22 protein-coding genes are annotated in these 24276 nt (G+C 60.6%); 10 read left to right on the top strand and 12 right to left on the bottom strand.

The features are described 5' to 3' along the window. The first annotated feature begins 143 nt into the window (after nucleotides 1-143). From dapE to FBY12_RS09070, 3 genes are all read left to right on the top strand, one after another. The gene (dapE, locus tag FBY12_RS09080; protein ID WP_145252657.1) at nucleotides 144-1295 is read left to right on the top strand and encodes a succinyl-diaminopimelate desuccinylase; all 1152 of its coding nucleotides are present in this window, start codon (nucleotides 144-146) and stop codon (nucleotides 1293-1295) included. Next, complete coding sequence (locus FBY12_RS09075; RefSeq protein WP_145252656.1) at nucleotides 1295-2104, top strand: putative RNA methyltransferase; 810 nt, start codon at nucleotides 1295-1297, stop codon at nucleotides 2102-2104. Before dapE ends, FBY12_RS09075 begins: the two co-directional genes overlap by 1 nt. A 75-nt stretch (nucleotides 2105-2179) precedes the next feature. Beyond that, on the top strand, nucleotides 2180-2557 hold the full coding sequence (locus FBY12_RS09070) for a hypothetical protein (RefSeq protein WP_121731119.1): 378 nt from the start codon (nucleotides 2180-2182) through the stop codon (nucleotides 2555-2557). A 117-nt stretch (nucleotides 2558-2674) separates the two neighbouring features. On the opposite strand, the gene FBY12_RS09065 is transcribed toward FBY12_RS09070, so the two are convergent. After that, nucleotides 2675-2884 carry a cold-shock protein gene (locus tag FBY12_RS09065; protein WP_092272646.1) on the bottom strand — a complete coding sequence of 70 codons (210 nt, stop codon included), beginning with the start codon at nucleotides 2882-2884 and terminating at the stop codon, nucleotides 2675-2677. Between the two features lie 165 nt (nucleotides 2885-3049). Between FBY12_RS09065 and plsB the strand changes: the two genes are divergently transcribed. Together plsB and FBY12_RS09055 are read left to right on the top strand one after the other, a co-directional pair. Next, nucleotides 3050-5551, top strand: a complete 2502-nt coding sequence (gene plsB / locus FBY12_RS09060) for a glycerol-3-phosphate 1-O-acyltransferase PlsB (RefSeq protein WP_145252655.1) — start codon at nucleotides 3050-3052, stop codon at nucleotides 5549-5551. Nucleotides 5552-5681: 130 nt separating this feature from the next. Further along, complete coding sequence (locus tag FBY12_RS09055) at nucleotides 5682-6371, top strand: DUF4197 domain-containing protein (protein WP_092272652.1); 690 nt, start codon at nucleotides 5682-5684, stop codon at nucleotides 6369-6371. Nucleotides 6372-6697: 326 nt separating this feature from the next. Here the strand turns inward: FBY12_RS09055 and FBY12_RS09050 are convergent, their stop codons facing one another. From FBY12_RS09050 to FBY12_RS09035, 3 genes are all read right to left on the bottom strand, one after another. Further along, nucleotides 6698-7804: a Fic family protein gene (locus tag FBY12_RS09050; RefSeq protein WP_145252654.1), complete on the bottom strand. Its 1107-nt coding sequence runs from the start codon at nucleotides 7802-7804 to the stop codon at nucleotides 6698-6700. Between the two features lie 365 nt (nucleotides 7805-8169). Further along, the gene (locus tag FBY12_RS09040; protein ID WP_121731123.1) at nucleotides 8170-11235 is read right to left on the bottom strand and encodes an efflux RND transporter permease subunit; all 3066 of its coding nucleotides are present in this window, start codon (nucleotides 11233-11235) and stop codon (nucleotides 8170-8172) included. Nucleotides 11236-11241: 6 nt separating this feature from the next. Further along, nucleotides 11242-12342: an efflux RND transporter periplasmic adaptor subunit gene (locus FBY12_RS09035; protein ID WP_101207541.1), complete on the bottom strand. Its 1101-nt coding sequence runs from the start codon at nucleotides 12340-12342 to the stop codon at nucleotides 11242-11244. Between the two features lie 94 nt (nucleotides 12343-12436). On the opposite strand from FBY12_RS09035, the gene FBY12_RS09030 reads away from it, so the two are divergent. Continuing rightward, nucleotides 12437-13087, top strand: coding sequence for a TetR/AcrR family transcriptional regulator (locus FBY12_RS09030; protein WP_121731125.1), 651 nt, complete (start codon nucleotides 12437-12439; stop codon nucleotides 13085-13087). A gap of 90 nt (nucleotides 13088-13177) precedes the next feature. On the opposite strand, the gene FBY12_RS09025 is transcribed toward FBY12_RS09030, so the two are convergent. Beyond that, on the bottom strand, nucleotides 13178-13960 hold the full coding sequence (locus tag FBY12_RS09025) for a class I SAM-dependent methyltransferase (RefSeq protein WP_101207543.1): 783 nt from the start codon (nucleotides 13958-13960) through the stop codon (nucleotides 13178-13180). A gap of 94 nt (nucleotides 13961-14054) precedes the next feature. Here FBY12_RS09025 and FBY12_RS09020 point away from each other — a divergent pair, with 94 nt between their 5' ends. Next, nucleotides 14055-14675: an energy transducer TonB gene (locus FBY12_RS09020; RefSeq protein ID WP_145252653.1), complete on the top strand. Its 621-nt coding sequence runs from the start codon at nucleotides 14055-14057 to the stop codon at nucleotides 14673-14675. 19 nt (nucleotides 14676-14694) lie between these two features. On the opposite strand, the gene FBY12_RS09015 is transcribed toward FBY12_RS09020, so the two are convergent. The 7 genes from FBY12_RS09015 to ppc form a co-directional block, all read right to left on the bottom strand. Next, nucleotides 14695-15408, bottom strand: a complete 714-nt coding sequence (locus tag FBY12_RS09015; RefSeq protein ID WP_145252652.1) for an extensin family protein — start codon at nucleotides 15406-15408, stop codon at nucleotides 14695-14697. A gap of 2 nt (nucleotides 15409-15410) precedes the next feature. After that, nucleotides 15411-16232, bottom strand: a complete 822-nt coding sequence (locus FBY12_RS09010) for an isocitrate lyase/phosphoenolpyruvate mutase family protein (protein WP_145252651.1) — start codon at nucleotides 16230-16232, stop codon at nucleotides 15411-15413. A 30-nt stretch (nucleotides 16233-16262) separates the two neighbouring features. Next, nucleotides 16263-17123, bottom strand: coding sequence for a DUF72 domain-containing protein (locus FBY12_RS09005; RefSeq protein WP_145252650.1), 861 nt, complete (start codon nucleotides 17121-17123; stop codon nucleotides 16263-16265). Further along, nucleotides 17123-17431 (bottom strand): hypothetical protein, encoded by a 309-nt coding sequence (locus FBY12_RS09000; RefSeq protein ID WP_092272681.1) that lies wholly within the window; start codon nucleotides 17429-17431, stop codon nucleotides 17123-17125. The genes FBY12_RS09005 and FBY12_RS09000 overlap by 1 nt, the downstream gene beginning before the upstream one ends. Before the next feature lie 234 nt (nucleotides 17432-17665). Further along, entirely contained in the window at nucleotides 17666-18340 is a 675-nt protein-coding gene (gene tsaB / locus FBY12_RS08995; RefSeq protein WP_121731129.1) for a tRNA (adenosine(37)-N6)-threonylcarbamoyltransferase complex dimerization subunit type 1 TsaB, read from the bottom strand. Between the two features lie 93 nt (nucleotides 18341-18433). Further along, entirely contained in the window at nucleotides 18434-19081 is a 648-nt protein-coding gene (gene adk / locus FBY12_RS08990) for an adenylate kinase (RefSeq protein ID WP_121731130.1), read from the bottom strand. Nucleotides 19082-19371: 290 nt separating this feature from the next. After that, on the bottom strand, nucleotides 19372-22002 hold the full coding sequence (ppc, locus tag FBY12_RS08985) for a phosphoenolpyruvate carboxylase (RefSeq protein ID WP_145252649.1): 2631 nt from the start codon (nucleotides 22000-22002) through the stop codon (nucleotides 19372-19374). 228 nt (nucleotides 22003-22230) lie between these two features. Between ppc and FBY12_RS08980 the strand changes: the two genes are divergently transcribed. The 3 genes from FBY12_RS08980 to FBY12_RS08970 all read left to right on the top strand — a co-directional run bounded on the left by FBY12_RS08980 (nucleotide 22231) and on the right by FBY12_RS08970 (nucleotide 24207). Continuing rightward, the gene (locus FBY12_RS08980; RefSeq protein ID WP_121731131.1) at nucleotides 22231-22575 is read left to right on the top strand and encodes a pilin assembly protein; all 345 of its coding nucleotides are present in this window, start codon (nucleotides 22231-22233) and stop codon (nucleotides 22573-22575) included. 374 nt (nucleotides 22576-22949) lie between these two features. Then, a complete protein-coding gene (locus FBY12_RS08975) occupies nucleotides 22950-23363 on the top strand; it encodes a DUF4398 domain-containing protein (RefSeq protein ID WP_092272699.1) in 414 nt (137 codons plus the stop codon). Between the two features lie 55 nt (nucleotides 23364-23418). Beyond that, nucleotides 23419-24207, top strand: coding sequence for an OmpA family protein (locus tag FBY12_RS08970; RefSeq protein ID WP_121731132.1), 789 nt, complete (start codon nucleotides 23419-23421; stop codon nucleotides 24205-24207). The last annotated feature ends 69 nt before the right edge of the window (nucleotides 24208-24276 follow it).

The following is a 24276-nucleotide window of genomic DNA, read 5'->3' as shown; positions in this document are numbered from 1 at the left end:
CGCCATTTTGCGCGCCACGCCCCAATCCTGTAGGAGCGAGGCTTGCCCGCGAACGAAGCGACGCGGTGTAACAGATACACCTCATCATCGTTCTTCGCGGGCAAGCCTCGCTCCTACAGATAAATAAAGCTCCGGAGTTTTCCATGACGGCCCACGCCGACCTTTCGCCGACCCTTCAACTCGCCATCGACCTGATCCGCCGTCCGTCCGTGACGCCGGTCGACGCCGATTGCCAGAAGCAGATGATGCAGCGCCTGGGCGATGCCGGTTTCCAACTCGAGCCAATGCGCATCGAGGATGTGGATAACTTCTGGGCCACCCACGGCAAACACGACGGCCCGGTCCTGTGCTTCGCCGGTCACACCGACGTGGTCCCGACCGGTCCGGTGACGGCGTGGCAGATTGACCCGTTCAACGCGCTGATCGACGAACACGGCATGCTCTGCGGGCGTGGCGCAGCGGACATGAAAGGCAGCTTGGCGTCGATGACCGTGGCCGCCGAGCGCTTCGTCGCGGACTATCCGGACCACAAGGGCAAAGTGGCTTTCCTGATCACCAGCGATGAAGAAGGCCCGGCGCACCACGGCACCAAAGCCGTGATCGAACGCCTCGCTGCGCGCAAGGAACGTCTGGACTGGTGCATCGTCGGCGAACCGTCGAGCACCACGCTGGTCGGCGACGTGGTCAAGAATGGCCGTCGCGGCTCGCTCGGCGCCAAGCTCACCGTGCGCGGGATTCAGGGACACGTGGCGTATCCGCATCTGGCGAAAAACCCGATCCACCTCGCCGCCCCTGCGCTGGCCGAACTGGCCGCCGAGCATTGGGACCACGGCAACGATTTCTTCCCGCCGACCAGTTTTCAGATTTCCAACGTCAACTCCGGCACCGGCGCGACCAACGTGATTCCGGGTGATTTGGTGGCGGTGTTCAACTTCCGTTTCTCCACCGAATCCACCGTCGAAGGCCTGCAAAAACGCGTCGCCGACATCCTCGACAAACATGGCCTCGATTGGTACATCGATTGGGCGCTGTCGGGCCTGCCGTTCCTCACCGAGCCGGGCGCATTGCTCGACGCAGTGGCATCGAGCATCAAGGACATCACCGGGCGCGAGACCAAGGCCTCCACCAGTGGTGGCACCTCCGACGGGCGCTTCATTGCGACCATGGGCACGCAAGTGGTTGAGCTGGGGCCGGTCAACGCGACCATTCATCAGGTCAACGAACGCGTGCTCGCCGCAGACCTCGATGTGCTGACCGAAATCTATTACCAGACCCTGATCAAGTTGCTCGCCTGATGCTTGCCTGCCCGATCTGCAGCGAACCGCTGAACGCGGTGGACAATGGCGTTGCCTGCCCCGCCGGGCACCGTTTCGACCGCGCGCGCCAGGGTTACCTGAACCTGTTGCCGGTGCAGCACAAGAACAGCCGCGACCCTGGGGATAACCTGGCAATGGTCGAGGCCCGTCGCGACTTCTTGAACGCCGGCCATTACGCGCCAGTGGCCAAGCGCCTGGCCGAGCTGGCCGGGCAATACGCGCCGCAGCGCTGGCTCGACATCGGTTGTGGCGAAGGTTATTACACCGCGCAAATCGCCGAAGCGTTGCCCAATGCTGACGGCTACGCCCTGGACATTTCTCGCGAAGCGGTCAAACGCGCCTGCAAACGCAACCCGCACCTGACCTGGTTGATCGCCAGCATGGCGCGCGTGCCGTTGGCGTCCGGCAGTTGTCAGTTTCTGGCGAGCGTGTTCAGTCCGCTGGACTGGGAAGAGGCCAAGCGCCTGCTCAGCCCCGGCGGCGGCTTGATGAAAGTCGGGCCGACCAGCGGCCATCTGATGGAATTGCGCGAACGCCTGTACGACGAGGTGCGTGAATACACCGACGACAAGCATTTGGCTCTGGTGCCGGAAGGCATGGCGCTGGCGCACAGCGAAACCCTGGAATTCAAACTGACGCTGGAAAAGGGTCAGGATCGCGCCAATCTGCTGGCCATGACGCCGCACGGCTGGCGCGCCAGTGCCGAACGCCGCGCGGCCGTGATCGAGCAGGCCGAGCCGTTCGAAGTCACCGTTTCGATGCGTTACGATTACTTCGTACTTCAATAATTTTTGGTCTTGAGCAACAGCTTGAGGCCGGCTAAATCCGCGAATGGATTTTTCAAGACCGCAGTGAGGACATCCATGCGCCAACCCGATATCGAGATTTACCTGAAAGACGCCGACGTCGACTACAAAGCCGTCGCCGATTGGCTCAGCGCCGCGCTGGGTCCATGCAGTGAGTGGGTAAAAAAAGGTCAGACCTACAAGTGCACCGCCGGTAACGTACCGGTCACCTGGCTGCCGAAAGCCGTGGGCAAGTGGAACAGCCTGTACCTGGAAAGCGACCAGACGCCGTGGGACGACGACATCGCCTGCGCCCGCGCCGCGTTCGCCGCGCTGAACGTCGAAGTGCGTTGCGCGCCGGGCACGTGGGTCGAGGAAGAAGGTGAAGAGACCGCCGATCGCTGGATGCGCATCAGCGCCGATGGCGAAGAAGAGATCACCTGGAAGACCGCGTAACCAGCCACACCACAAACCCGTAGGAGCAAGGCTTGCCCGCGAAGCTTTTAGCGCCAGTGATGACGCCTTCGCGGGCAAGCCTCGCTCCTACGGGTCATGCGTGATCCGGGGATCGGGTTACAGACCTATAACATCCTCAGCCTGCAAACCCTTCTCGCCGGTCACCACGGCGTATTCAACCTGCTGACCTTCGGCCAGCGAACGGTGCCCTTCGCCGCGAATCGCGCGGTAATGCACGAACACGTCCACCCCGTCCTCGCGCTGAATAAAGCCGTAACCCTTGGCGTCGTTGAACCACTTCACACTGCCGGTTTCGCGCGTTGCCATGTGTCTTTACCTCTTTGTTTTTATTTTGAGCGGTCGAGTATATGACAGCCGCGAAAATGCTCAACTACAGAATGGTTGAGCGCTTTTTTGCCGATTTTCGGCGAATACGGCACACTGTCCGCCCCCGAGCAAACGCTCGGTTTCACTCACTCACGCAGAAGCCGTATGACCCGTTCCCCGTTCCGCCGTCTGGTGTTTGGCACCCTGCGCCGATTGTTGTACCTCTGGGTTCGCTCGGAGACGATCAATCAGTCGTCCCTTACCCTCAACCTCGACCGCAGCCGTCCGGTGTTTTACGTCCTGCAAAACCCTTCGCTGACCGACCTTGCCGTGGTCGACACCGAGTGCACCAAGGCCGGTCTGCCGCGCCCGGTGCTGCCGGTGTCGGTGGGCAATCTGCTGGAACCGGCGGCGTTCTTTTACCTGACGCCGGAGCCTGACTGGCTCGGCCGCCAGGACAAACGCGGCGCGCCGCCGGCCCTGACCCGACTGGTCAGCGCCCTGAGCCAGAACGCCGCCGAAGACGCGCAGATCATTCCGGTCAGCGTGTTCTGGGGGCAGTCGCCGGACAGCGAGTCGAGCCCGTGGAAGCTGTTGTTTGCCGACAGTTGGGCGGTCACCGGGCGTTTGCGCCGTTTGCTCAGCATCATGATTCTGGGGCGCAAGACCCGTGTGCAGTTCTCGGCACCGATTCACCTGCGCGAACTGATCGAGCACAACAAGGGCCACGAACGCACCGTGCGCATGGCCCAGCGCATTCTGCGGGTGCACTTTCGCAACCTCAAAGCGGCCGTCATCGGCCCGGACATTTCCCACCGACGCAATCTGGTCAAGGGTTTGCTCAACCAGCCGCTGGTCAAGCAAGCGATTCTGGATGAGGCCGAGCGCGAAAAAATCTCCCCGGAAAAAGCCAAGGCCCAGGCGCTGCGTTACGGCAACGAGATTGCTTCGGACTACACCTACACCGCGATCCGTTTTCTCGAAGTGGTGCTGAGCTGGTTCTGGAACAAGATCTACGACGGGATCAAGGTCAATCACATCGAAGGCGTGCAGAAAGTCGCTCAGGGTCACGAAGTGATCTACGTGCCGTGCCACCGCAGCCACATCGATTACCTGCTGCTTTCGTACTTGCTGTTTCGCAACGGCCTGACCCCGCCGCACATCGCCGCCGGGATCAACTTGAACATGCCGGTGATCGGCAGCCTGCTGCGCCGCGGCGGCGCGTTTTTCATGCGCCGGACGTTCAAGGGCAATCCGCTGTACACCTCGGTATTCAATGAATACCTGCACACTTTGTTTACCAAAGGTTTCCCGGTCGAGTATTTCGTCGAGGGCGGCCGTTCGCGCACCGGGCGCATGCTGCAACCGAAAACCGGGATGCTCGCCATCACCCTGCGCAGCTTCCTGCGTTCGTCGCGCATGCCGATCGTGTTTGTGCCGGTGTACATCGGTTATGAGCGCGTGCTCGAAGGCCGGACCTACCTCGGCGAATTGCGTGGCGCGAGCAAGAAGAAGGAATCGATCTTCGACATCTTCAAAGTCATCGGCGCGCTCAAGCAGCGCTTCGGCCAGGTGGCGGTGAACTTCGGCGAACCGATCAAACTCGCCGAGTTCCTCGACAGCGAACAGCCGGACTGGCGCTCGCAGGAACTCGGCCCGCAGTTCAAACCGGCGTGGCTCAACGAAACCACCAACCGTCTCGGCGAGAAAGTCGCGCAGCATCTGAACGAAGCGGCGGCGATCAACCCGGTCAATCTGGTGGCGCTGGCGCTGCTGTCCACCAGCCGTCTGGCGTTGGACGATCGGGCGATGGCGCGAGTGCTGGATCTGTATCTGGCGCTGCTGCGCAAGGTTCCTTACTCGCCGCACACCACGTTGCCGGAAGGTGATGGCCGCGCGTTGATCGAGCACGTGAAAGACATGGATTTGCTTTCCGAACAGAGCGATGCCCTGGGCAAGATTCTGTATCTGGATGAGCAGAATGCGGTGCTGATGACCTATTACCGCAACAACGTGTTGCACATCTTCGCGCTGCCGGCGCTGCTGGCGAGTTTCTTCCAGAGCACCTCGCGCATGAGCCGCGAGCAGATCCTGCGTTACACCCGCGCGCTGTATCCGTACCTGCAATCGGAGCTGTTCATCCGCTGGACGATGGAAGAGCTGGACGCGGTGGTTGATCAATGGCTTGAGGCCTTCGTCGAGCAAGGCCTGCTGCGCTTCGAGAACAATGTGTACCTGCGTCCCGCGCCGAGTTCGCGCCATTTCGTGTTGCTGACGCTGCTGTCGAAAAGCATCGCGCAGACGCTGCAACGTTTCTACATGACCGTTTCACTGCTGCTCAACAGCGGCCAGCACAGCATCAGCGCCGAAGAACTGGAAGACTTGTGCACGGTCATGGCCCAACGCCTGTCGATCCTGCATGGCTTGAACGCCCCGGAATTCTTCGACAAGAGCCTGTTCCGCCACTTCATCCAGACCATGCTCGACCTCGATGTGCTGCGTCGCGACGAGTCCGGCAAGTTGAGCTATCACGAATTGCTCGGCGAACTGGCCGAAGGCGCGGCGAAACGTGTGTTGCCGGCGGAGATTCGCTTGTCGATCCGCCAGGTGGCGCTGCATCGCAGTGAAGATGCGGCGGATCAGGTCGCCGTGAAACCTGAGGCCTGAAGCCATAAAACCTGTAGGAGCGAGCCGCTCGCGAACGCGCTGTATCAGTCGGAAACAGTTTGGCTGACCCAGCGCTATCGCGAGCAGGCTCACTCCCACCCTTTCTCCCATTCGCAAAAAGGAAGCCGCCATGCTCCGCCCTACCCTTCGCTTCGCCGGCCTCTGTGCAGGTTTGATGATTTCCGCCAGCGCGCTGGCGTTGTCGCTCAGTGATCTGTCGCAACAGGACGCTACCGGCGGCTTGAAAGACGCTCTGACCCAGGGCGCGCAACTCGCAGTCAAGCAACTCGGCACGCCGGGCGGCTTCAGCAATAACCCTGAGGTGAAGATCGAGCTGCCGGGCAAACTCGGTAAAGTCGCGAGCAAAATGAAGGCTTTCGGCATGGGCGCGCAGGTCGAGCAACTGGAAACCAGCATGAACAAAGCGGCGGAAACTGCCGTGACCCAGGCTCAGCCGATCCTCGTGGATGCGGTGAAGAAAATGAGCGTGGCCGACGCCAAGGGCATTCTCAGCGGCGGCAAGGATTCGGCGACGCAATACCTCGACAAGTCGAGCCGCGAACAGATCCGCGCGAAGTTCATGCCGATCGTCAAACAAGCCACCGACCAGGTCGGCCTGGCCAAACAATACAATTCCTTCGCCGGCCAAGCCGCGACGCTGGGTGTGCTCGACGCGAAGAGCGCCAACATCGAAAGCTACGTGACCGAACAGGCGTTGAACGGTTTGTTCGAGATGATCGGCAAACAGGAAGAAACCATCCGCCAGAACCCGGCCGCCGCCGCCACCAGCCTCGCCAAAAAAGTCTTCGGCACGCTGTAAGCGCAATGCCAAACCCCGTAGGAGCGAGGCTTGCCCGCGAAGGGGTCGTGTCAGTCGATATCGCAGTCGCCTGATATGACGCCATCGCGAGCAGGCTCACTCCTACAGGGGGATATGCGTTATGCCCAGATATCGCAGCCACCGCCGATTTACTGTAGGAGCGAGGCTTGCCCGCGAAGGGGTCGTGGCAGTCGATATTGCAGTCGCCTGACACAACGCTATCGCGAGCAGGCTCACTCCTACAGGGGATATGCGTTCTACCCGGATACGGCAGCCACCACAGTTCTACTGTAGGAGTGAGCCTGCTCGCGATAGCATTTGACCCGTCACCCCGCCCTAGCCAACAGACTCGCCTCCATAAACGCCCCGGTAAACCCACTGACCGCCCTCGCAATGATCGAGCATTGAAAATCGATGAAGTACGTCAGGTCCAGTCCATCCGCCTCGCTGTTCAAATAAGAGCGCCCATATTTCACCGGCGCATTACGCAGCAGCGTGCTGATGGTGATGTAACGGAAACCCGAATAGTCATGCTTGAACATCACCCAATAAAACAACGCTCGCGCGACCCGACCGTTGCCGTCGCGAAAAGGGTGTTCATAACCCACCGCAAAATGCAGGGCGATGGCTTGGATCAGCGGATGCAGATAATCAGCCTGATCCGGGTTGCATTGCGCTTGATTGATCCACTTTGCCAGCGCCTGCAAGCGCACTGACAACCCCTCTGCAGGCGGCGGGGTATGAACCGTGTTGCCCTCGCCATCCTGCACCACCACTTCATCGTTGAACCTGAAAATCCCCGGCGAATATTGCTCGTCATCAATCCCCTCGACACCCACGCGATGCATCGCCGCGATCAGTTCAACGCTTAGCGGTTCGTTGCGTTTCTCCCAGGCGAAACTCATCATTTTGTAATTGCCGATCACCATGCGCTCGTCGGGCGTGCGCGGCAGGCGTTGGCGTCTGAGCATGTCCTTGGCCACCGGCGTGGTGGTCGCTGCACCTTCCAGTTGGCTACTGCTGATCGCCTCATCCTCGATCAGATCAGCGAGCAGATAACTCAAATGCGCGTGCTCGCCGATCTGCTTCGCCATGTATTTCAGCGCCGCCGTAGTGGCGTGCCGATCAACCGCACAAATCGCTTTTTGCGCCGTCGGCGTCATCACAAAGTTAGCCAACTGCGCTGGTTCACCCAATGCCAGCAGGCGGACGAACTGCGCCGCCCGCGCCTTCTTCACCAGCGCCCAACAGAGGTGAGCGTCCAATCCGGGCGCCCAGCGATAGCGCAACTCGGCAAATGGCAGGTAGCGCCCGCGATCATCCAGAGGCTTGAGCAGCGCCAGGTAATCCGCCAGGCGCGCCTTGTGCGGCGCTTGCGCCAGCAAGTCAAACACCGGGCCAGTGCGGCCCTTGAGAGCGGGTGGCTTTTTCATCACGACTGTCTCGGCGGCTCTTGAAAAACGAGCCTCGAGTACACCATCGAGCCGGGGCCGACTCAATATCGGAGCATTCTGAAAAAGCTGTAGGAACAAAACCCTGTGGGAGTGAGCCTGCTCGCGATAGCGGTTAACCAGTCAGAGACGTACCGACTGACACACCGTCATCGCGAGCAGGCTCACTCCTACAGGGGGTTGGTGGATTACCCGAATCTCGCAGCCACCACCGCTCTACTGTAGGAGCGAGGCTTGCCCGCGAAGGGGCCGTGTCAGTCGATATTGCATTCGCCTGACACACCGCCATCGCGAGCAGGCTCGCTCCTACAGGGGATTTTGTAATCCCTGTGGGATTCGTCGCGTGCTTATGTGGGATCTTTCTTGATGCGGAACCACGCCGCGTACAGTGCCGGCAGGAACAGCAAGGTCAGCGCCGTCGCGACGATCAACCCGCCCATGATCGCCACCGCCATTGGCCCGAAGAATACGCTGCGCGACAGCGGGATCATCGCCAGTACCGCCGCGAGTGCGGTCAGGACAATTGGCCGGAAACGTCGCACCGTCGCTTCGATGATCGCTTGCCAGGGTTTCAGTCCGGCGGCGATGTCTTGCTCGATCTGGTCGACGAGGATCACCGAGTTGCGCATGATCATCCCCGACAGCGCGATGGTTCCGAGCATGGCGACGAAACCGAACGGCTGGCGGAACACCATCAGGAACAGTGTCACGCCGATCAGTCCCAGTGGTGCTGTGAGAAACACCATCACCGTGCGTGAGAAACTTCGCAGCTGCAGCATCAGCAACGTCAGCACCACCACGATGAAGAGCGGCACGCCGGCCTTCACCGAATTCTGCCCGCGCGCCGAGTCTTCAACGGTGCCGCCGACTTCCAGCAAATAACCATCCGGCAGTTCGGCGCGGATCGGCTCGAGGGTCGGCAGAATCTGCTGCACCAGCGTCGCCGGTTGTTCCTTGCCATAGATGTCGGCGCGAATGGTCACGTTGGGCAGGCGATTGCGGTGCCAGATAATGCCTTCTTCAAAACCATATTCGAGTGTGGCGATCTGCGACAGCGCGACGCTTTTACCGTTATCGGTCGGCACCGCCAGGCTTGGCAGCAACGACAGTTCGGTGCGCTCATGCACGGTGCCGCGCAGGAGGATTTCGATCAATTCGTTGTCCTCGCGGTACTGGCTGACGCTGGACCCGGTCAGCGAACTTTGCAAAAACTTCGACAGGTTGGCGGTGCTGACGCCCAACGCGCGAGCGCGGTCCTGATCGACGTTCAGGTACACCACTTTGCTCGGCTCTTCCCAGTCCAGATGGACGTTGACCACGTGGGAATTTTCGCGAACCTTGGTCGCCACTTTCCGCGCCAGCGCCCGGACCTCCTCGATGTGCTCGCCGGTGATGCGGAACTGCACCGGGTAACCCACCGGAGGGCCGTTTTCCAGACGGGTAACGCGCGAACGCAGGGCCGGAAATTGTTCGTTGAGGGTTTCGATCAGCCAAGTGCGCAGGGTTTCGCGCTCCTCGATGGTTTTCGCCAGGACTACAAACTGGGCGAAGCTCGCTGCAGGCAATTGCTGATCCAGCGGTAGGTAAAATCGCGGAGAACCGGTGCCGACGTACGCGACGTAATTGTCGATGCCGGCGTGATCCTTCAACAAAGCTTCGAGGCGTTTAACCTCTTCAGCGGTATTGCTCAGCGATGCGCCTTCGGCCAGTTTCAAATCGACCATCAACTCCAGACGACCCGAGGCCGGGAAGAATTGTTGCGGGACAAAACGGAACAACACGATGGACGCGATAAACAGCACCACTGTCAGCGTGATCACCGTTTTGCGCCAGCGCACGCACCATTCCACCAGGCGTCGGACGCGCTGATAAAACGGCGTGGCGTACGGATCCGGTTGCCCGGCGCCGTGTTTGGCGGCATGAATCTTCGCCAGATCCGGTAGGAGTTTTTCCCCCAGATACGGCACGAACACCACGGCGGCAATCCATGACGCCAACAGCGCGATGGTCACCACCTGAAAGATTGATCGGGTGTATTCACCGGTGCCCGATTGCGCGGTGGCGATCGGCAGGAACCCGGCAGCGGTGATCAGCGTGCCGGTGAGCATCGGGAACGCGGTGCTGGTCCAGGCATAACTGGCGGCTTTGATCCGGTCGAAACCCTGCTCCATTTTGATCGCCATCATTTCCACGGCGATGATCGCGTCGTCCACCAGCAACCCCAGCGCCAACACCAGCGCGCCGAGGGAAATCTTGTGCAGGCCGATGCCAAGGTAATACATGCAGGCGAACGTCATCGCCAACACCAGCGGAATCGCCAGCGCGACGACCATGCCGGTGCGCACGCCGAGCGAGAAAAAGCTCACCAGCAACACAATGGCCAGCGCTTCCACCAGGACCTGAACAAACTCGCCGACACCGGTTTTCACCGCCGCCGGCTGGTCGGAGACCTTGCGCAATTGCATGCCGGCCGGGAGGTTTTTCTGGATGCGGTCGAACTCGATTTCCAGCGCTTTGCCGAGCACCAGAATATCGCCACCGTCCTTCATCGCCACAGCCAGACCGATCGCGTCTTCGGCCATGAAACGCATACGTGGCGCCGGCGGATCGTTGAAACCGCGGCGCACGTTGGCGACATCGGAGATGCGGAACGTACGATCCCCAACCCGAATCGGGAAGTTTTCTATCTGCTCGACTGTCTGAAAATTCCCCGTGACGCGTAGCTGCAATCGCTCGCTGCTGGTTTCGAAAAACCCGGCAGTCGATACCGTGTTCTGTTGTTCCAGCGCTTGCTGCACGGCGGCCAACGGCAAACCGAGGGTGGCGAGTTTGACGTTGGACAGTTCGATCCAGATCTTCTCGTCCTGCAAACCCAGCAGGTCGACTTTGCCGACATCCTTGACCCGTTGCAGCTGAATCTGGATGCGGTCGGCGTAATCCTTGAGCACCGCGTAATCAAAACCGTCGCCAGTCAGGGCGTAGATATTGCCGAACGTGGTGCCGAATTCATCGTTGAAAAACGGCCCCTGAATGCCCGGCGGCAAGGTTTGGCGAATGTCGCTGATCTTCTTGCGCACCTGATACCAGAGCTCCGGAATCTGCGCTGAATGCATCGAATCGCGGGCGACGAAAGTCACTTGGGATTCCCCCGGGCGCGAGAACGAAACGATGCGCTCGTACTCGCCGGTTTCCATCAGCTTCTTTTCAATGCGCTCGGTGACCTGGCGCGAGACTTCCTGCGCCGTCGCGCCCGGCCAGTTGGTGCGGATAACCATGGCTTTGAAGGTGAACGGCGGATCTTCGCTTTGTCCGAGTTTGGTGTAGGAAAGCGCGCCGACGATGGCCAGCAAAAGCATCAGGAACAGTACGATCTGGCGATTACGCAGCGCCCATTCGGAAAGATTGAAACCCATCGGGAATTACTCCTTTTCCGCTAGATCGACGACCCGGTTGGAGCGATCCACCGGGCGCACTTGCTGCCCGTCGTGAAGCACATGCACCCCGGCGGCCACCACCCAATCGCTGGCACTGAGGCCTTCGAGCACCGGCACGCTTTTCTCGCCGAACGCGCCGACGCGCACCGGGACTTTTTTCAGGGTGTTGTTGGCGCCGACCACCCACACATAAGTCGCGCCGTTTTCCGCAGTGACCGCCGACAACGGCACCGACAGCGAAACCACCGCGGCGGATTGGATAAACACCCGGGCGCTCTGGCCCAGTTCGGCCGGGACTTTGCCGGCGGTGAAGGCAATACGCGCGGCGAAAGTGCGCGATTTTGGATCGGCCGCTGGCGACAGTTCACGGATGCGCCCGGTGAAACGCTGATCGGGTTGCGTCCACAATTCCACGGACACCGGTTGATCGACCTTGAAGCGGCCGAAGTTCTGTTCCGGCAAGCTGATCAACACTTCGCGCTCGCCATCGGTGGCGAGGGTGAACACGGTCTGCCCGGCCGCCACGACTTGCCCGACTTCGACCGAACGCTTGGCGACCACGCCATCCTGTGGCGCGCGCAACACCGCGTAACTCGCCTGATTGGTCGAGACGCTGAATTCGGCTTTGATTTGTTTGAGGCGCGCTTCACCGGATCGGTAAAGGTTTTCGGAATTGTCGTACGCGGATTTACTGACCATCTGACGGTCCATCAGCGTTTTGTAGCGATCACGCTCGGCGCGCACCAGGCTCAGATTGGCCTCGGCGGCGGCCACTTGGGCGCGCGTGGCTTCCAGTTGCAGGCGCACATCTTGCGGATCAAGTTCCGCGAGGGGCTGATCAGCCTTGACCCGCTGGCCCTCCTCGACCAGTCGTCGGCTGACTTTGCCGCCAATGCGGAAGGCCAATTCCGGTTCATAACGGGCGCGAACCTCGCCGGGATAACTTTCCATGGCCTGAGCCGAAGGCTGCGGTTGCACCACCATGGCCGGTCGCACGCTGACTTGCGGCACCTCCTCGTGGCCGCACGCCGACAATAAAAAAGCCAGGCTGACTGGCAACGCGAGTGGCAAGGCATAGCGCAACATGGCAAACGACCTTTCGCTAATGGTGCTTGGAATAATTATACTGGCCGGTATGTTATTAATAGCAAACTCACCAGTCCAGTATTAAAAGCGAAGAATGTCGAACAATCTTTCAGCCTCAAATGGTCCGGGTCGCCCCAAGGATCTGGCCAAGCGCCAGGCCATCCTCGATGCGGCGAAAATTCTGTTTGTAAGTAACGGCTATGCCAACACCAGCATGGACGCGGTAGCGGCCGAGGCCGGGGTGTCCAAACTCACGGTCTACAGCCACTTCAACGACAAGGAAACGCTGTTTTCCGCAGCTGTCGCCGCCAAGTGCGAAGAGCAATTGCCTACGCTGTTCTTCGAATTGCCTGACGGCGTTTCGGTAGAAACGGTGCTGTTGAATATCGCGCGCGGCTTTCATCAACTGATCAACAGCGATGAATCGGTAAACCTGCATCGGTTGATGATCAGCCTCGGCAGCCAGGACCCGAAACTGTCGCTGATCTTCTTCGAGGCCGGCCCGAATCGCATGCTCAACGGAATGGAGCGCTTGCTGGGCAGGATCAATCAGAACGGCGCGCTGAGCATCGACAAACCACGTAATGCGGCTGAGCACTTTTTCTGTCTGCTCAAGGGAGCGGGGAATTTTCGTTTGTTGTACGGCTGCGGCGAGCCGCTGGTTGGCGACGCGGCAGAGAGTCACGTGCGCGAAGTGGTGGGGTTGTTTATGCGGGCGTACCGGCCTGAGATTGTTGGCGCCTAGTCGGGCGCCTTCGCGGGCAAGCCTCGCTCCTACAAGGTTCGCGCAGATCCTGTAGGAGCGAGGCTTGCCCGCGAATGGAGCGACTCGGTATCAGGGCTTGAGCGCTTTCTTCGGATAAATGTCGTAACGACTGGATTTGCCATCCAGCGCATGACTAGGCTTGGGCCCGGCGATGCACGGCGCCTTGCGCGGTCGCTTGACCACCACCCGATGGCTGGCCAGCGCCAGCGCCGCTTCGAGCAATGCCGGTGCATCCGGGTCATCGCCGACCAGCGGGCGGAACAGGCGCATTTCCTTCTTCACCAGCGCGGTTTTCTCACGGTGCGGGAACATCGGGTCGAGGTAAATCACCTGCGGCGGTTCGCCTTCCCAGTTACGCATCACCTCGATCGAATTGCCCTTGAGCAAACGCATCCGCGCAACGATTGGCGCCACGTCGAAATCTTCTGCAGCACGCGCCAGACCATCCTCCAGCAAAGCACCGATCAGCGGCTGACGCTCGATCAGGCTCATCTCGCAACCGAGACTCGCCAGCACAAACGCATCCTTGCCCAGCCCCGCCGTAGCGTCCAACACCCGTGGGCGTACGCCTTGGGCGATGCCGACAGCCTTGGCAATCATTTGCCCGGTGCCGCCGCCGAACAAGCGGCGATGCGCCGCGCCACCTTCAACGAAGTCGACTCGCACCGGCCCCGGCGCGTCCGGCCCCAGTTGTTGCAACTGCAAACCCTGCTCGCCCACTTGCAAGGCAAACTCGCCGTCAGCCACCTGCATCGGCAAACCCAGGCGTTCGGCCCATTGCTCGGCTTGTGGCTGAAACGCCGGGGCCGAGGCCTCGACATGGATGCGGCAGGCCGCAGGTTGTTCAATCATGGGGAAAAGTGCTCAAAAAATTAATGATCGGCAAAAAACGTCCGATAACAAAACTATCGAGCATTTTGCCAGAGCTGAGCGTCGACCGAGAAAAATGTCAGACATTCAAACCACATCCGTAGGCTACATATCGCGTCATGGCGATTATGCACTGCGAAATTCCCAGGCACTGAGCGGCGTCAGTCACCTATGGCAAGATTTCTTTGCGCAGGCGCTGGCCGAACAGTCGAGCGGTGTGGTGCCTGCCTGCGGGACTTTTCCCCCGGTTGATCTGCAAAGCCCAGTCGAGCCAACGGTCGGCAGCGAGCTCTACGCGCACATCGTTTCCCAGCGCGAATGCGATGTGACGGAAACCCAGGTCAAACCGCCAGAGCCGCTGTTCCTGCCGATTGCCGAGTTCGAAATGGACCTGGCCGACAAACCGTTCCCACCGTTTCCGCCGGAAGAAATCGCCGCGCAGCAGCAACAGCAGAACTTCGAAAGTGGCTGGGTGCGCCCTATCGTGCTCACCGCTGGCCAGCCTGTGCCAACCGCCGGCCCGGCGCCACAACCGCGTCCGCTGCACTTGCCGATTGCCGAATTCGAACTGCACCTGCTGGACAAACCGTTCCCGCCGTTCTCGCCGCAAGAGCTGCTCGAACAACAGAAACAACTCGATTTCGATAACGGCTGGGCGCGCCCGATCGTCCTGCAAAACCTGCGCATCGCCGCCTAAACGCCTCGCAACACATCCGCTAGCGACAGACCGACCAACCCCCGACATCGACATGAAAGTGATTACGATGCGCCGCGTTGTAGTCCGGGCTCAGCACCACACTGAACATCTCGCAGGCGCCATCGCGGACCTGACGTAGAAACTGCGCGTCCTTATTGTCCTTCGGCCAGTCCTTGAGCACGTTGACCGAGCGCCCGTCCGCCAGGCGAAAACCGGCGATATCCAGGGCATTGGCGCTGGCATGCTGGCTGCGCGCGCCGTTCTCGCGGTTGTACATGTTGCGGCAGGCAAAACTGCCGAGGTGATCGACCCGCGTCACGGCTTGGCCGTAAACCGCCTGTGACGCCGGTTGCAGGGCGTGGCGCTCGAACAGGGCAAACGCCACCGCCAACGGACAACTGGCGAGGAAACTGCTGCTCAAGCCCACCTCCCCGCCCTGCACGCGCAGGGTGTTGGTCAGCGGGCAGGTCGCGTTGGGACTGTCGGCCTGACGGCTGGTGCGCAACCCGGAGCTGCTCAGCGCCTGATCGCACAATTGCGCATCGCTGCGCAGGCGCATCAGCTTGTAGCGGGTGAGAAAATTCGGCGCAGCTTTGACGTCCAGCGGCGCCCACGGATTCCACTGCGCCGGCACCGCCACCCAGCCACGCCAGACGCTCACGCCCGCCGCGCCGACGAGCAACAACAGCAACAACCACGACAACCGCACCAACCGCCACCCACTCAAACGCATGGTCAACCTTTGAATAATTGATTGGCCTGCGCGTAAGGCATCGAGCGCGAGGTGAAATCGAACGTGCCGCAAGTCTTGATCTCTTCGGCGGCGCGGAAGAACTCGCCGTACGCCGCCAGGGCCAACGCCGAACCGACGCTGATGCGCTTGACGCCCATTTCGCTGAGTTGCGCGACGGTCAATTGGAGCCCGCCGGACATCAACACATTCACCGGTTTCGGCGCCACCGCGCGGACCACCGCCAACACGTCTTCGGCGCTGCGCAGGCCCGGCGCATACAGCACGTCGGCGCCGGCCTCGGCGAAGGCTTGCAAGCGGCGAAGGGTGTCGTCGAGATCAGGATTGCCGTGCAAAAAGTTTTCGGCGCGCGCCGTCAGGGTAAACGGGAAAGGCAAACTGCGCGCCGCCGCCACCGCCGCTTTGACCCGCGCCACGGCATTGTCGAAACCGTAGATCGGCGCTTCCGCCCGGCCGGTGGCGTCTTCAATCGAGCCGCCGACCGCGCCCGCCTCCGCCGCGCGCAAAATGCTCTGCGCGCATTCCGCTGGATCATCAGCGAAGCCGTTTTCCAGATCGACCGCGACCGGCAGATCGCTGGCCGCGACAATCGCGCGGACGTTGGCCAAGGTGTCGTCCAGGGTCAACGCGCCATCCGGGCGTGCATTGGAAAAAGCGTAACCGGCGCTGGTCGTGGCCAGCGCCTCGAAGCCCAGGCTGGCGAGCATTTTCGCCGAGCCGGCGTCCCACGGGTTGGGAATGACGAAGGCCTCTGCGCGTTCATGCAGTGCTTTGAACGCCTGGGCTCGAAGGGTTTGCGCATCCATTGGCAGCTCCTGAGAAGAGGAAAATCCGCTTCAGAGCAGGCCAAGTTGCTCGGCGGCGGGCTCTCTATATAGCTCAGGCAGCGGCGGCAAGCCAGGCAAACGCGTCATCAGTTTTGCGTGAAAGCGTTGCGCCAGTTTTGCCGCCAGCAGATTGTCGGCGGTGTGCAGGAAGATATACGGCGTGCGCCCCTCTTCGATCCACGCAGCGATTTTCTCAACCCACGGCACCAGGAACGGATCGTTGGCCTCCAGTTGCGGATGGCCGATAAAACGCACCTGCGGAAACTGCGTGAACGCTGCCGGGCGCGTCGGCACGTTGGGCTTTTTTGCCTGCGCTTCGAGCACCGAAGGCGCGGTCGAGGTGCAACTGAACAGCGCGCGCGGGTCGAGGCAAATGCGCTCGACACCGCGCTCGAGCAGCATCCGGTTGAGCATGCGTTCAGCGTCGCCCTTGGCGAAGAATTCGCGATGACGCACTTCAATCGCCAACGGTCGGTCGACGGCGTCAATAAACCCGGCCAGCTCCGCGAGGCGTTGCGGCGTGAAGCTTTTCGACAGTTGCAGCCAGATCGGCGAAACCCGCTCGCCCAACGGGCTGAGCAGTTGCAGGAAAGTCTCGACCGCGGTCAGTTGCTCGCGCAGGTCGCCGCTGTGGCTGATGTCGCCGGGGAATTTGGCGGTGAAGCGAAAGTGTTCAGGCATGGTTTCGGCCCAGCGCTGCACCGTGCTGGCAGCCGGGCTGGCGTAGAAGGTCGTATTGCCTTCGACGGCGTTGAACACTTGAGAATAAAGACTGAGGAATTCGCCGGGTTTTGCGTCTTGCGGGTAGAGGTAATCGCGCCAGGCGTTTTCACTCCAGGACGGGCAACCGAGGTAGTAAGGCAGCAGCATCAGATGTAGAGGTCGAGGCCCAACACATCGGCATCCCAATCAACAAAACCGGCGGTGCTCAGGTAGCTGGCGAGGGCCATCGCGACGCTTTTACTCATGGCGCGGTGGTAAAGCATGTCTTGCTGACGGGCGGGGAGATTGCTCAGACGTTGCGCGGAGGCTTTGGCGGCGCGGGCGGCCATTTGCTCTTCGGACGGAAATTCCAGCTCGCCGTCGATGTCATCGACAGATTCTTCCACCACGACATTGCCTTTGCGAGGCTTGCGCTTGATGGGGTAGGACTGAGAGGAAAGGCCGTCTATACGCATAAGTACATGCTCGGTATCGATGATGGCAGTTTAGTGGCGCGCGGACCACTTCGCAAACGGCCGAGTGATAACTAGAACACATAAAAGCAAAAAGGTTTAAAGCGAAGGGGTACAAACTGACGATTGGGCATATCTGCCAGATAGCTTTCGCGGGCAAGCCTCGCTCCTACAGGGGTCGCGCAGATCCGGTGGGAGCAAGGCTTGCCCGCGATGAACTCAACTCGGTCTCACGGATTACCGCGCTTTCGGCGTCGCAACCTTGTCGCGCAGATAAACCGGCTGCGCCTCGTCCGCGACGATGGCCTCGCCGCGCTCCCAGGCAAATCGCGCCAGGGTCAGCAGGTCTTCGGCGTGCGGCAACATCGCTGCGTCCTGCCCGCTCAGGCTGACGCCAATTCGCTCGGCATAACCCCAACCAGTGCCAGCGCCGAACCATTCGCCACTGGCATCCGCCGGCAACGCCGCCACTTCCGGCGGCAACACGGCTTCGTTGCCGACCAGCCGCATCTCCCCCGCCGTCTCGCGGTAGCAGCCCCAATACACTTCATCCATGCGCGCATCGATGGCCGCCGCGACCTGACTCACGCCGTGTTCGCGATACGCACGCTGAGCCAGCACGGCCAGGTTCGACACCGGCAACACCGGGCGCTCCAGCGCAAATGCCAGCCCCTGCACCACACCAATGGCAATGCGCACACCGGTAAACGCGCCCGGCCCTCGGCCAAACGCGATGGCGTCGACCGCTTGCAGCGTGGTGCCGGCGTCGGCGAGCAGTTGCTGAATCATCGGCAACAGCTTCTGCGCGTGCAGGCGCGGGATCACCTCGTAATGGCTCGTAACCTTGCCGTCATGCAGCAAGGCAACGGAGCAAGCTTCGGTCGCGGTGTCCAGGGCCAGCAAGGTGCTCATCGATGTTTCCGTAAGAGAGGTCAGAAAAGGGGCGCCAGTATAAACAACTACGGCCCGCAAGCGGGCCGTAGAAGATGAAGCGTTTCAGACTTTTCAGCTCAGCGCTTCAAGCACCTTGCCAGTGATCGCTTCAACCGAGCCAACACCTTCGACGTGGCTGTACTTCGGTTTGCCTTGAGCGGTCGACAGCTCTTGGTAGAACTTCACCAGTGGCTCGGTCTGCGCGTGGTAGACCGAGAGGCGATGACGTACGGTTTCTTCGGTATCGTCTTTGCGCTGCACCAGTTCGTCGCCAGTGATGTCGTCTTTACCGGCAATTTTCGGCGGGTTGTAGACGATGTGGTAAACGCGGCCGGAAGCCTCGTGAACACGACGACCGGCGATACGTTGCACGATGTCTTCGTCCTTGACGTCGATTTCCAGCACGTGGTCCAGCTCAACGCCAGCCTTCACCAGCGCTTCAGCCTGAGGAATGGTGCGCGGGAAACCGTCAAACAGGAAACCGTTGGCGCAATCCGCCTGGCTGATGCGTTCCTTGACCAGATTGATGATCAGGTCATCGGAGACCAGACCACCGCTGTCCATGACGCTTTTGGCGACCAGGCCCAGCTCGGTGCCGGCCTTGACCGCTGCACGCAGCATGTCGCCAGTGGAGATTTGCGGAATGCCGAATTTCTCGGTGATGAACTTTGCCTGAGTACCTTTACCGGCCCCCGGAGCTCCCAGCAGAATGACGCGCATCGATGTGCTCCTCAAATTTTTATATGGATAACGTCAGATTCGCCTCTTTGGGCCAATCTCAAAAATAGGGTCGTGTGGCCGCCCAAACGGCCAAAGGCTGATCAAGATACACAGCAGGCCTTGCCCACACAAGCCGCCGAAAGTCGGAGAAACCCACGGCCATCGCGACCTTGCGCCGAGGTGACCCTAGTCGCAACCCCGTCATTAACTGTCGCCTGCCAGACATCTGGCGCGCTTCGCCGGCAGGCACCCGCTCCCCGCGCCAGGTGCCTGAACCCACAGCAAAAACCTCAGCCGGTATTGCGCAAACCGGCGGCAATCCCCGCCACAGACACCAGCAGCGCCTGTTCTACCGGGCTGCCCTGCGCCACTTCCTGTTGCCGCGACCGCGCCAGCAACTCCGCTTGCAATAGATGCAGCGGGTCGAGGTAGGTGTTGCGCAAACGGATGAATTCCAAGGTGTCGGGGCTATGTGCCAGCAGTTGCGACTGGCCAGTCAAGCCGAGCACCACGGCGCACGCCTGCGACAATAGGTCGCGTAAATGCGCACCCAAAGGAAGCAGATCGGGCTCCACCAGACGCGCATCGTAAGATTGCGCAATGTCGGCGTCAGCCTTGGCCAGGACCATTTCCAGCATGTCGATGCGCGTGCGGAAGAACGGCCACTGCTCGCGCATCTGCCCCAGCAACTCGCCTTCGCCGCGTTCCAGCGCCTTGCTCAGCGCCGCTTCCCAGCCAAGCCAGGCGGGCAGCATCAGCCGCGTCTGGGTCCAGCCGAAAATCCACGGAATCGCCCGCAGGCTTTCGATCCCACCGGCGCGACGTTTGGCTGGACGGCTGCCCAACGGCAAACGACCCAGCTCCTGCTCCGGCGTCGACTGCCGGAAATACTCGACGAATTGCGGATTCTCGCGCACCACGGCGCGGTAAGCGGCGACGCCATCGGCGGCCAATTCGTCCATCAAATGCCGCCACGCCGGTTCCGGCGGTGGTGGCGGCAACAAGGTCGCTTCGAGCACGGCGGCCAGGTACAGATTGAGGTTTTGCTCGGCGATGTCCGGCAGGCCGAATTTGAAACGAATCATTTCCCCCTGCTCGGTGGTGCGGAAACGCCCGGCTACCGAACCCGGTGGCTGCGACAGAATCGCCGCGTGCGCCGGACCGCCGCCACGCCCCACCGTGCCGCCGCGACCGTGGAACAACAACAGTTCCACTTGTTGTTCGCGACAGATATCGACCAGACGCTCCTGCGCCCGATACTGCGCCCACGCCGCCGCCGTGGTCCCGGCGTCCTTGGCCGAGTCGGAATAACCGATCATCACTTCCTGCGGCCCTTGCAGCCGCGCGCGATAACCCGGCAGCAGCAGAAGTTTTTCGATCACCGGCCCGGCGTTGTCGAGGTCAGCGAGGGTTTCAAACAGCGGCACCACGCGCATCGGCCGCAACACGCCAGCCTCTTTGAGCAACAGTTGCACGGCGAGCACGTCGGACGCGGCGCCAGCCATCGAGATCACGTAGGAGCCGAGGGACGCGCCCGGTGCGGCGGCGATTTCGCGGCAAGTGGCCAACACTTCGGCAGTGTCGGCGGACGGTTTGAAGTGCGCCGGCAGCAGTGGCCGACGGTTGCTCTGTTCGCGCATCAGGAACGCAATGCGCTCCTCTTCGCTCCAGTCTTCGTAGCGACCGAGGCCGAGGTAATCGGTGATTTCAGTCATGGCTGCGGTGTGCCGCGACGAGTCCTGACGCACGTCGAGGCGCACCAGGAACAAGCCGAACGTCACTGCCCGACGCAGACAATCGAGCAACGGCCCGTCGGCGATCACGCCCATGCCGCACTCGTGCAGCGAGTTGAAACACAGCTCCAGCGGTTCAAGCAGATCGCGGTTGTTTTGCAGCACATCGGCCGGTGCCGGGGTGGTTTGGCTCAGCGCTGCATGCGCCCAATTGCGCGTGGCGCGCAGGCGTTCACGCAACTGCTTGAGCACTGCGCGATACGGTTCGGCGCTGTCGCCAGCCTTGGCTTTCAGGGCGTCGCTGGCCTGCTGCATGGACAATTCGGCGGCCAGATGATCGACATCGCGCAAGTACAAATCGGCGGCCATCCAGCGCGCCAGCAGCAGCACTTCGCGGGTGACGGCGGCGGTGACATTCGGGTTGCCGTCGCGGTCGCCGCCCATCCACGAAGCGAAGCGGATCGGCGCGGCTTCCAGCGGCAGGCGCAGGCCGGTCGCGGCGTGCAGCGCCTGATCAGCCTTGCGTAAATAATTCGGAATGGCTTGCCACAGCGAATGCTCGATCACCGCGAAACCCCATTTGGCTTCGTCGACCGGCGTCGGGCGGGTGCGGCGGATTTCTTCGGTGTGCCAGGCTTCGGCAATCAGGCGCTGCAATTTTGTCTGGATCTGCTCGCGCTCGGCGCTGGTCAGGTCGCGGTGATCCTGCGCGGCCAGTTGCGCGGCGATCGCGTCGTATTTCTGGATCAGCGTGCGCCGCGCGACTTCAGTCGGGTGCGCGGTCAGGACCAGTTCGATTTCCAGTCGCCCAAGTTGTCGGGCCAGGGATTCGGCGCTGTGACCTTCGCCGCGCAAGCGCGCCAGCAGTTCCGGCAGAACCCGTGCTTCGAACGGCGCCGGTTGCGATTCTTCGCGGCGATGAATCAGCTGATATTGCTCGGCGATATTGGCCAGGTTGAGGAACTGGTTGAACGCCCGCGCCACTGGCAGCAATTCGTCTTCGCTCAACTGGTTGAGGCTGGCACTGAGTTCGGCGTCCATCGAACCACGACGGTCGGCCTTGGCGCCCTTGCGGATTTGCTCGATCTTGTCGAGAAAGCCCTCGCCGTACTGTTCACGAATGGTGTTGCCCAACAGCTCACCCAGCAGGTGAACATCCTCGCGCAAGCGTGCATCAATATCGGTCATCAGCAGTTCTCCAGCAAAAATCCGGGTGACTTCAGTGCCATGCATTGGCGTTAGTGCATTGGAGTCAAAGAGTGCCGTTGTAAAACGCTTCTTACAAGCGAACGACCAAGTGACTTTAAACCTTGCGGCCAAAAGCTAGTCTCAACAGTAAGCCGCACAACGGCTGCCGCCGCGCACGATTGCGGCATTCACCCTGCCTGCCGAACGCGGGCATGTCATGAGGTCATTATGAAAATCCGTGAACTAGCCCAGCATTGGGAAGAAAACGCCAAGGGTCGCCTGACCGACACTGGCTACACGATTCATCTGGACGTGGAAGCCGCCGCCCGCCTGGCGGCAATCACCGAAATGTACCCGAAGCGGCATCCCGAAGAGCTGCTGGGCGAGTTGATCGGCGCAGCGTTGGAAGAGCTGGAAGCGAGCTTTCCGTACGTGAAAGGTCAGACCGTGGTGGCCACCGATGAGGAAGGTGATCCGCTCTATGAGGACGTCGGTCCGACCCCACGCTTTCTGGCGTTGTCGCGTCGGCATTTGCATGACCTGGCGTCGGTTGAGGACGAGCAAAACCACTGAGTCTGCCGCAAAAACTGTAGGAGTGAGCCTGCTCGCGATAGCGTTGGATCTGTCGAAATAATCGTCGGCTGACACAGCGCTATCGCGAGCAGGCTCACTCCTGCATTGGTTTTTATATCCCTTCAAAAAGGTGGGTTGCCGGGGTTCGAAAAGCCTGGCCATACCACTGCACACCTCGAAAGTTCCCGATCTAGAGCCTTGTCCGCTCAATCAAATTTTTTTTAGGCAATGGGCCATCTTCTCTGAACTTTTGAAAAAGCGCTCGGGTCGTACCCTGTAACCACGCCTGGTACGGCCGTTTCAAATAACCTTTTGAAAGTTCGGTTACGGCTCCAAAAACCAGGATGGATTAGAAGTTTTTCAGGAGTTATCCAATGGAGTTGAAGACCATGAAGACCAGCACTGCCAAATCCTCGTTTACTAACCTGCGCGGTCTGAAACTGGCTGCACTGGCTATCGGTAGCACCTTCGTACTTGCCGGTTGCGCCGGGAACCCGCCGACCGAGCAATACGCCGTGACCCAATCTGCCGTGAACAGCGCGGTCAGCGCCGGTGGTACTGAATTCGCAGCCGTGGAAATGAAGTCCGCTCAGGACAAATTGAAGCAAGCTGAAATTGCCATGCACGACAAGAAATACGAAGAAGCCCGCACCCTGGCCGAACAAGCCGAGTGGGATGCTCGTGTAGCTGAGCGCAAAGCTCAGGCGATGAAAGCCGAGCAAGCAGTCAAGGATTCCCAGAAAGGTGTTCAGGAACTGCGTCAGGAAAGTCAGCGCACTGTGCAGTAAGCGCGCATCCGGACCACACGCCTGAAGCTCTTATCGATAGAAAGGACGAATTATTATGCGTAAACAATTGATGATCCCCGCTCTCCTGGCCGCAAGCGTTGCACTGGCAGCCTGCTCGACGCCACCGAACGCTAACCTGGAACAGGCTCGCGTCAACTATTCCGGCCTGCAAGCCAACCCGCAAGCAAGCAAAGTTGCGGCGCTGGAAACCAAAGACGCCAGCGATTACCTGGACAAGGCCGACAAGGCTTACCAGGACAAACAGGACCAGGCCAAAGTTGACCAACTGGCTTACCTGACCAACCAGCGCGTTGAAGTGGCCAAGCAGACCATCGCTCTGCGTACCGCTGAAAACAACCTGAAGAACGCCGCTGCCCAACGTGCTCAGGCCCGTCTGGACGCTCGCGATCAGCAGATCAAGCAACTGCAAGACAGCCTGAACGCCAAGCAGACCGAACGCGGTACGCTGGTGACTTTCGGTGACGTGCTGTTCGCTACCGACCGTGCTGACCTGAAATCCAGCGGTCTGGTGAACATCAACAAACTGGCGCAATTCCTTCAGGAAAACCCTGATCGCAAAGTTATCGTCGAGGGTTACACCGACAGCACCGGTACTGCGAGCCACAACCAGTCGCTGTCCGAGCGCCGTGCCGGCTCCGTGCGCACTGCTCTGGTGAAAATGGGCGTTGATCCAGCGCGCATCGTTGTTCAGGGTTATGGCAAGGAATACCCGGTTGCTGAAAACACCAGCGCCTCGGGTCGTGCGATGAACCGTCGTGTGGAAGTGACTATTTCCAATGACAACCAGCCTGTCGCGCCACGTTCGACTCTGAGCTCGAACTAAGCGTCACGCGGTAACGCAAAAGCCCCGCCTGAGCGATCAGGCGGGGCTTTTTCGTGGGTGTTTACTGCG

The organism is Pseudomonas sp. SJZ131 (genome assembly GCF_007828705.1).
Lineage (GTDB): Bacteria > Pseudomonadota > Gammaproteobacteria > Pseudomonadales > Pseudomonadaceae > Aquipseudomonas > Aquipseudomonas prosekii.
Note: the sequence above shows the minus strand (reverse complement) of the source record. Positions and strands in the feature narration are given on the sequence as shown.

What these genes read in the sequence shown, in the direction of transcription:
- dapE (WP_145252657.1), top strand. Translation starts at nt 144, where the DNA reads ATGACGGCCCACGCCGACCTTTCGCCGACCCTTCAACTCGCCATCGAC.
- FBY12_RS09075 (WP_145252656.1), top strand. Translation starts at nt 1,295, where the DNA reads ATGCTTGCCTGCCCGATCTGCAGCGAACCGCTGAACGCGGTGGACAAT.
- FBY12_RS09070 (WP_121731119.1), top strand. Translation starts at nt 2,180, where the DNA reads ATGCGCCAACCCGATATCGAGATTTACCTGAAAGACGCCGACGTCGAC.
- FBY12_RS09065 (WP_092272646.1), bottom strand. Translation starts at nt 2,884, where the DNA reads ATGGCAACGCGCGAAACCGGCAGTGTGAAGTGGTTCAACGACGCCAAG.
- plsB (WP_145252655.1), top strand. Translation starts at nt 3,050, where the DNA reads ATGACCCGTTCCCCGTTCCGCCGTCTGGTGTTTGGCACCCTGCGCCGA.
- FBY12_RS09055 (WP_092272652.1), top strand. Translation starts at nt 5,682, where the DNA reads ATGCTCCGCCCTACCCTTCGCTTCGCCGGCCTCTGTGCAGGTTTGATG.
- FBY12_RS09050 (WP_145252654.1), bottom strand. Translation starts at nt 7,804, where the DNA reads ATGAAAAAGCCACCCGCTCTCAAGGGCCGCACTGGCCCGGTGTTTGAC.
- FBY12_RS09040 (WP_121731123.1), bottom strand. Translation starts at nt 11,235, where the DNA reads ATGGGTTTCAATCTTTCCGAATGGGCGCTGCGTAATCGCCAGATCGTA.
- FBY12_RS09035 (WP_101207541.1), bottom strand. Translation starts at nt 12,342, where the DNA reads ATGTTGCGCTATGCCTTGCCACTCGCGTTGCCAGTCAGCCTGGCTTTT.
- FBY12_RS09030 (WP_121731125.1), top strand. Translation starts at nt 12,437, where the DNA reads ATGTCGAACAATCTTTCAGCCTCAAATGGTCCGGGTCGCCCCAAGGAT.
- FBY12_RS09025 (WP_101207543.1), bottom strand. Translation starts at nt 13,960, where the DNA reads ATGATTGAACAACCTGCGGCCTGCCGCATCCATGTCGAGGCCTCGGCC.
- FBY12_RS09020 (WP_145252653.1), top strand. Translation starts at nt 14,055, where the DNA reads ATGTCAGACATTCAAACCACATCCGTAGGCTACATATCGCGTCATGGC.
- FBY12_RS09015 (WP_145252652.1), bottom strand. Translation starts at nt 15,408, where the DNA reads ATGCGTTTGAGTGGGTGGCGGTTGGTGCGGTTGTCGTGGTTGTTGCTG.
- FBY12_RS09010 (WP_145252651.1), bottom strand. Translation starts at nt 16,232, where the DNA reads ATGGATGCGCAAACCCTTCGAGCCCAGGCGTTCAAAGCACTGCATGAA.
- FBY12_RS09005 (WP_145252650.1), bottom strand. Translation starts at nt 17,123, where the DNA reads ATGCTGCTGCCTTACTACCTCGGTTGCCCGTCCTGGAGTGAAAACGCC.
- FBY12_RS09000 (WP_092272681.1), bottom strand. Translation starts at nt 17,431, where the DNA reads ATGCGTATAGACGGCCTTTCCTCTCAGTCCTACCCCATCAAGCGCAAG.
- tsaB (WP_121731129.1), bottom strand. Translation starts at nt 18,340, where the DNA reads ATGAGCACCTTGCTGGCCCTGGACACCGCGACCGAAGCTTGCTCCGTT.
- adk (WP_121731130.1), bottom strand. Translation starts at nt 19,081, where the DNA reads ATGCGCGTCATTCTGCTGGGAGCTCCGGGGGCCGGTAAAGGTACTCAG.
- ppc (WP_145252649.1), bottom strand. Translation starts at nt 22,002, where the DNA reads ATGACCGATATTGATGCACGCTTGCGCGAGGATGTTCACCTGCTGGGT.
- FBY12_RS08980 (WP_121731131.1), top strand. Translation starts at nt 22,231, where the DNA reads ATGAAAATCCGTGAACTAGCCCAGCATTGGGAAGAAAACGCCAAGGGT.
- FBY12_RS08975 (WP_092272699.1), top strand. Translation starts at nt 22,950, where the DNA reads ATGGAGTTGAAGACCATGAAGACCAGCACTGCCAAATCCTCGTTTACT.
- FBY12_RS08970 (WP_121731132.1), top strand. Translation starts at nt 23,419, where the DNA reads ATGCGTAAACAATTGATGATCCCCGCTCTCCTGGCCGCAAGCGTTGCA.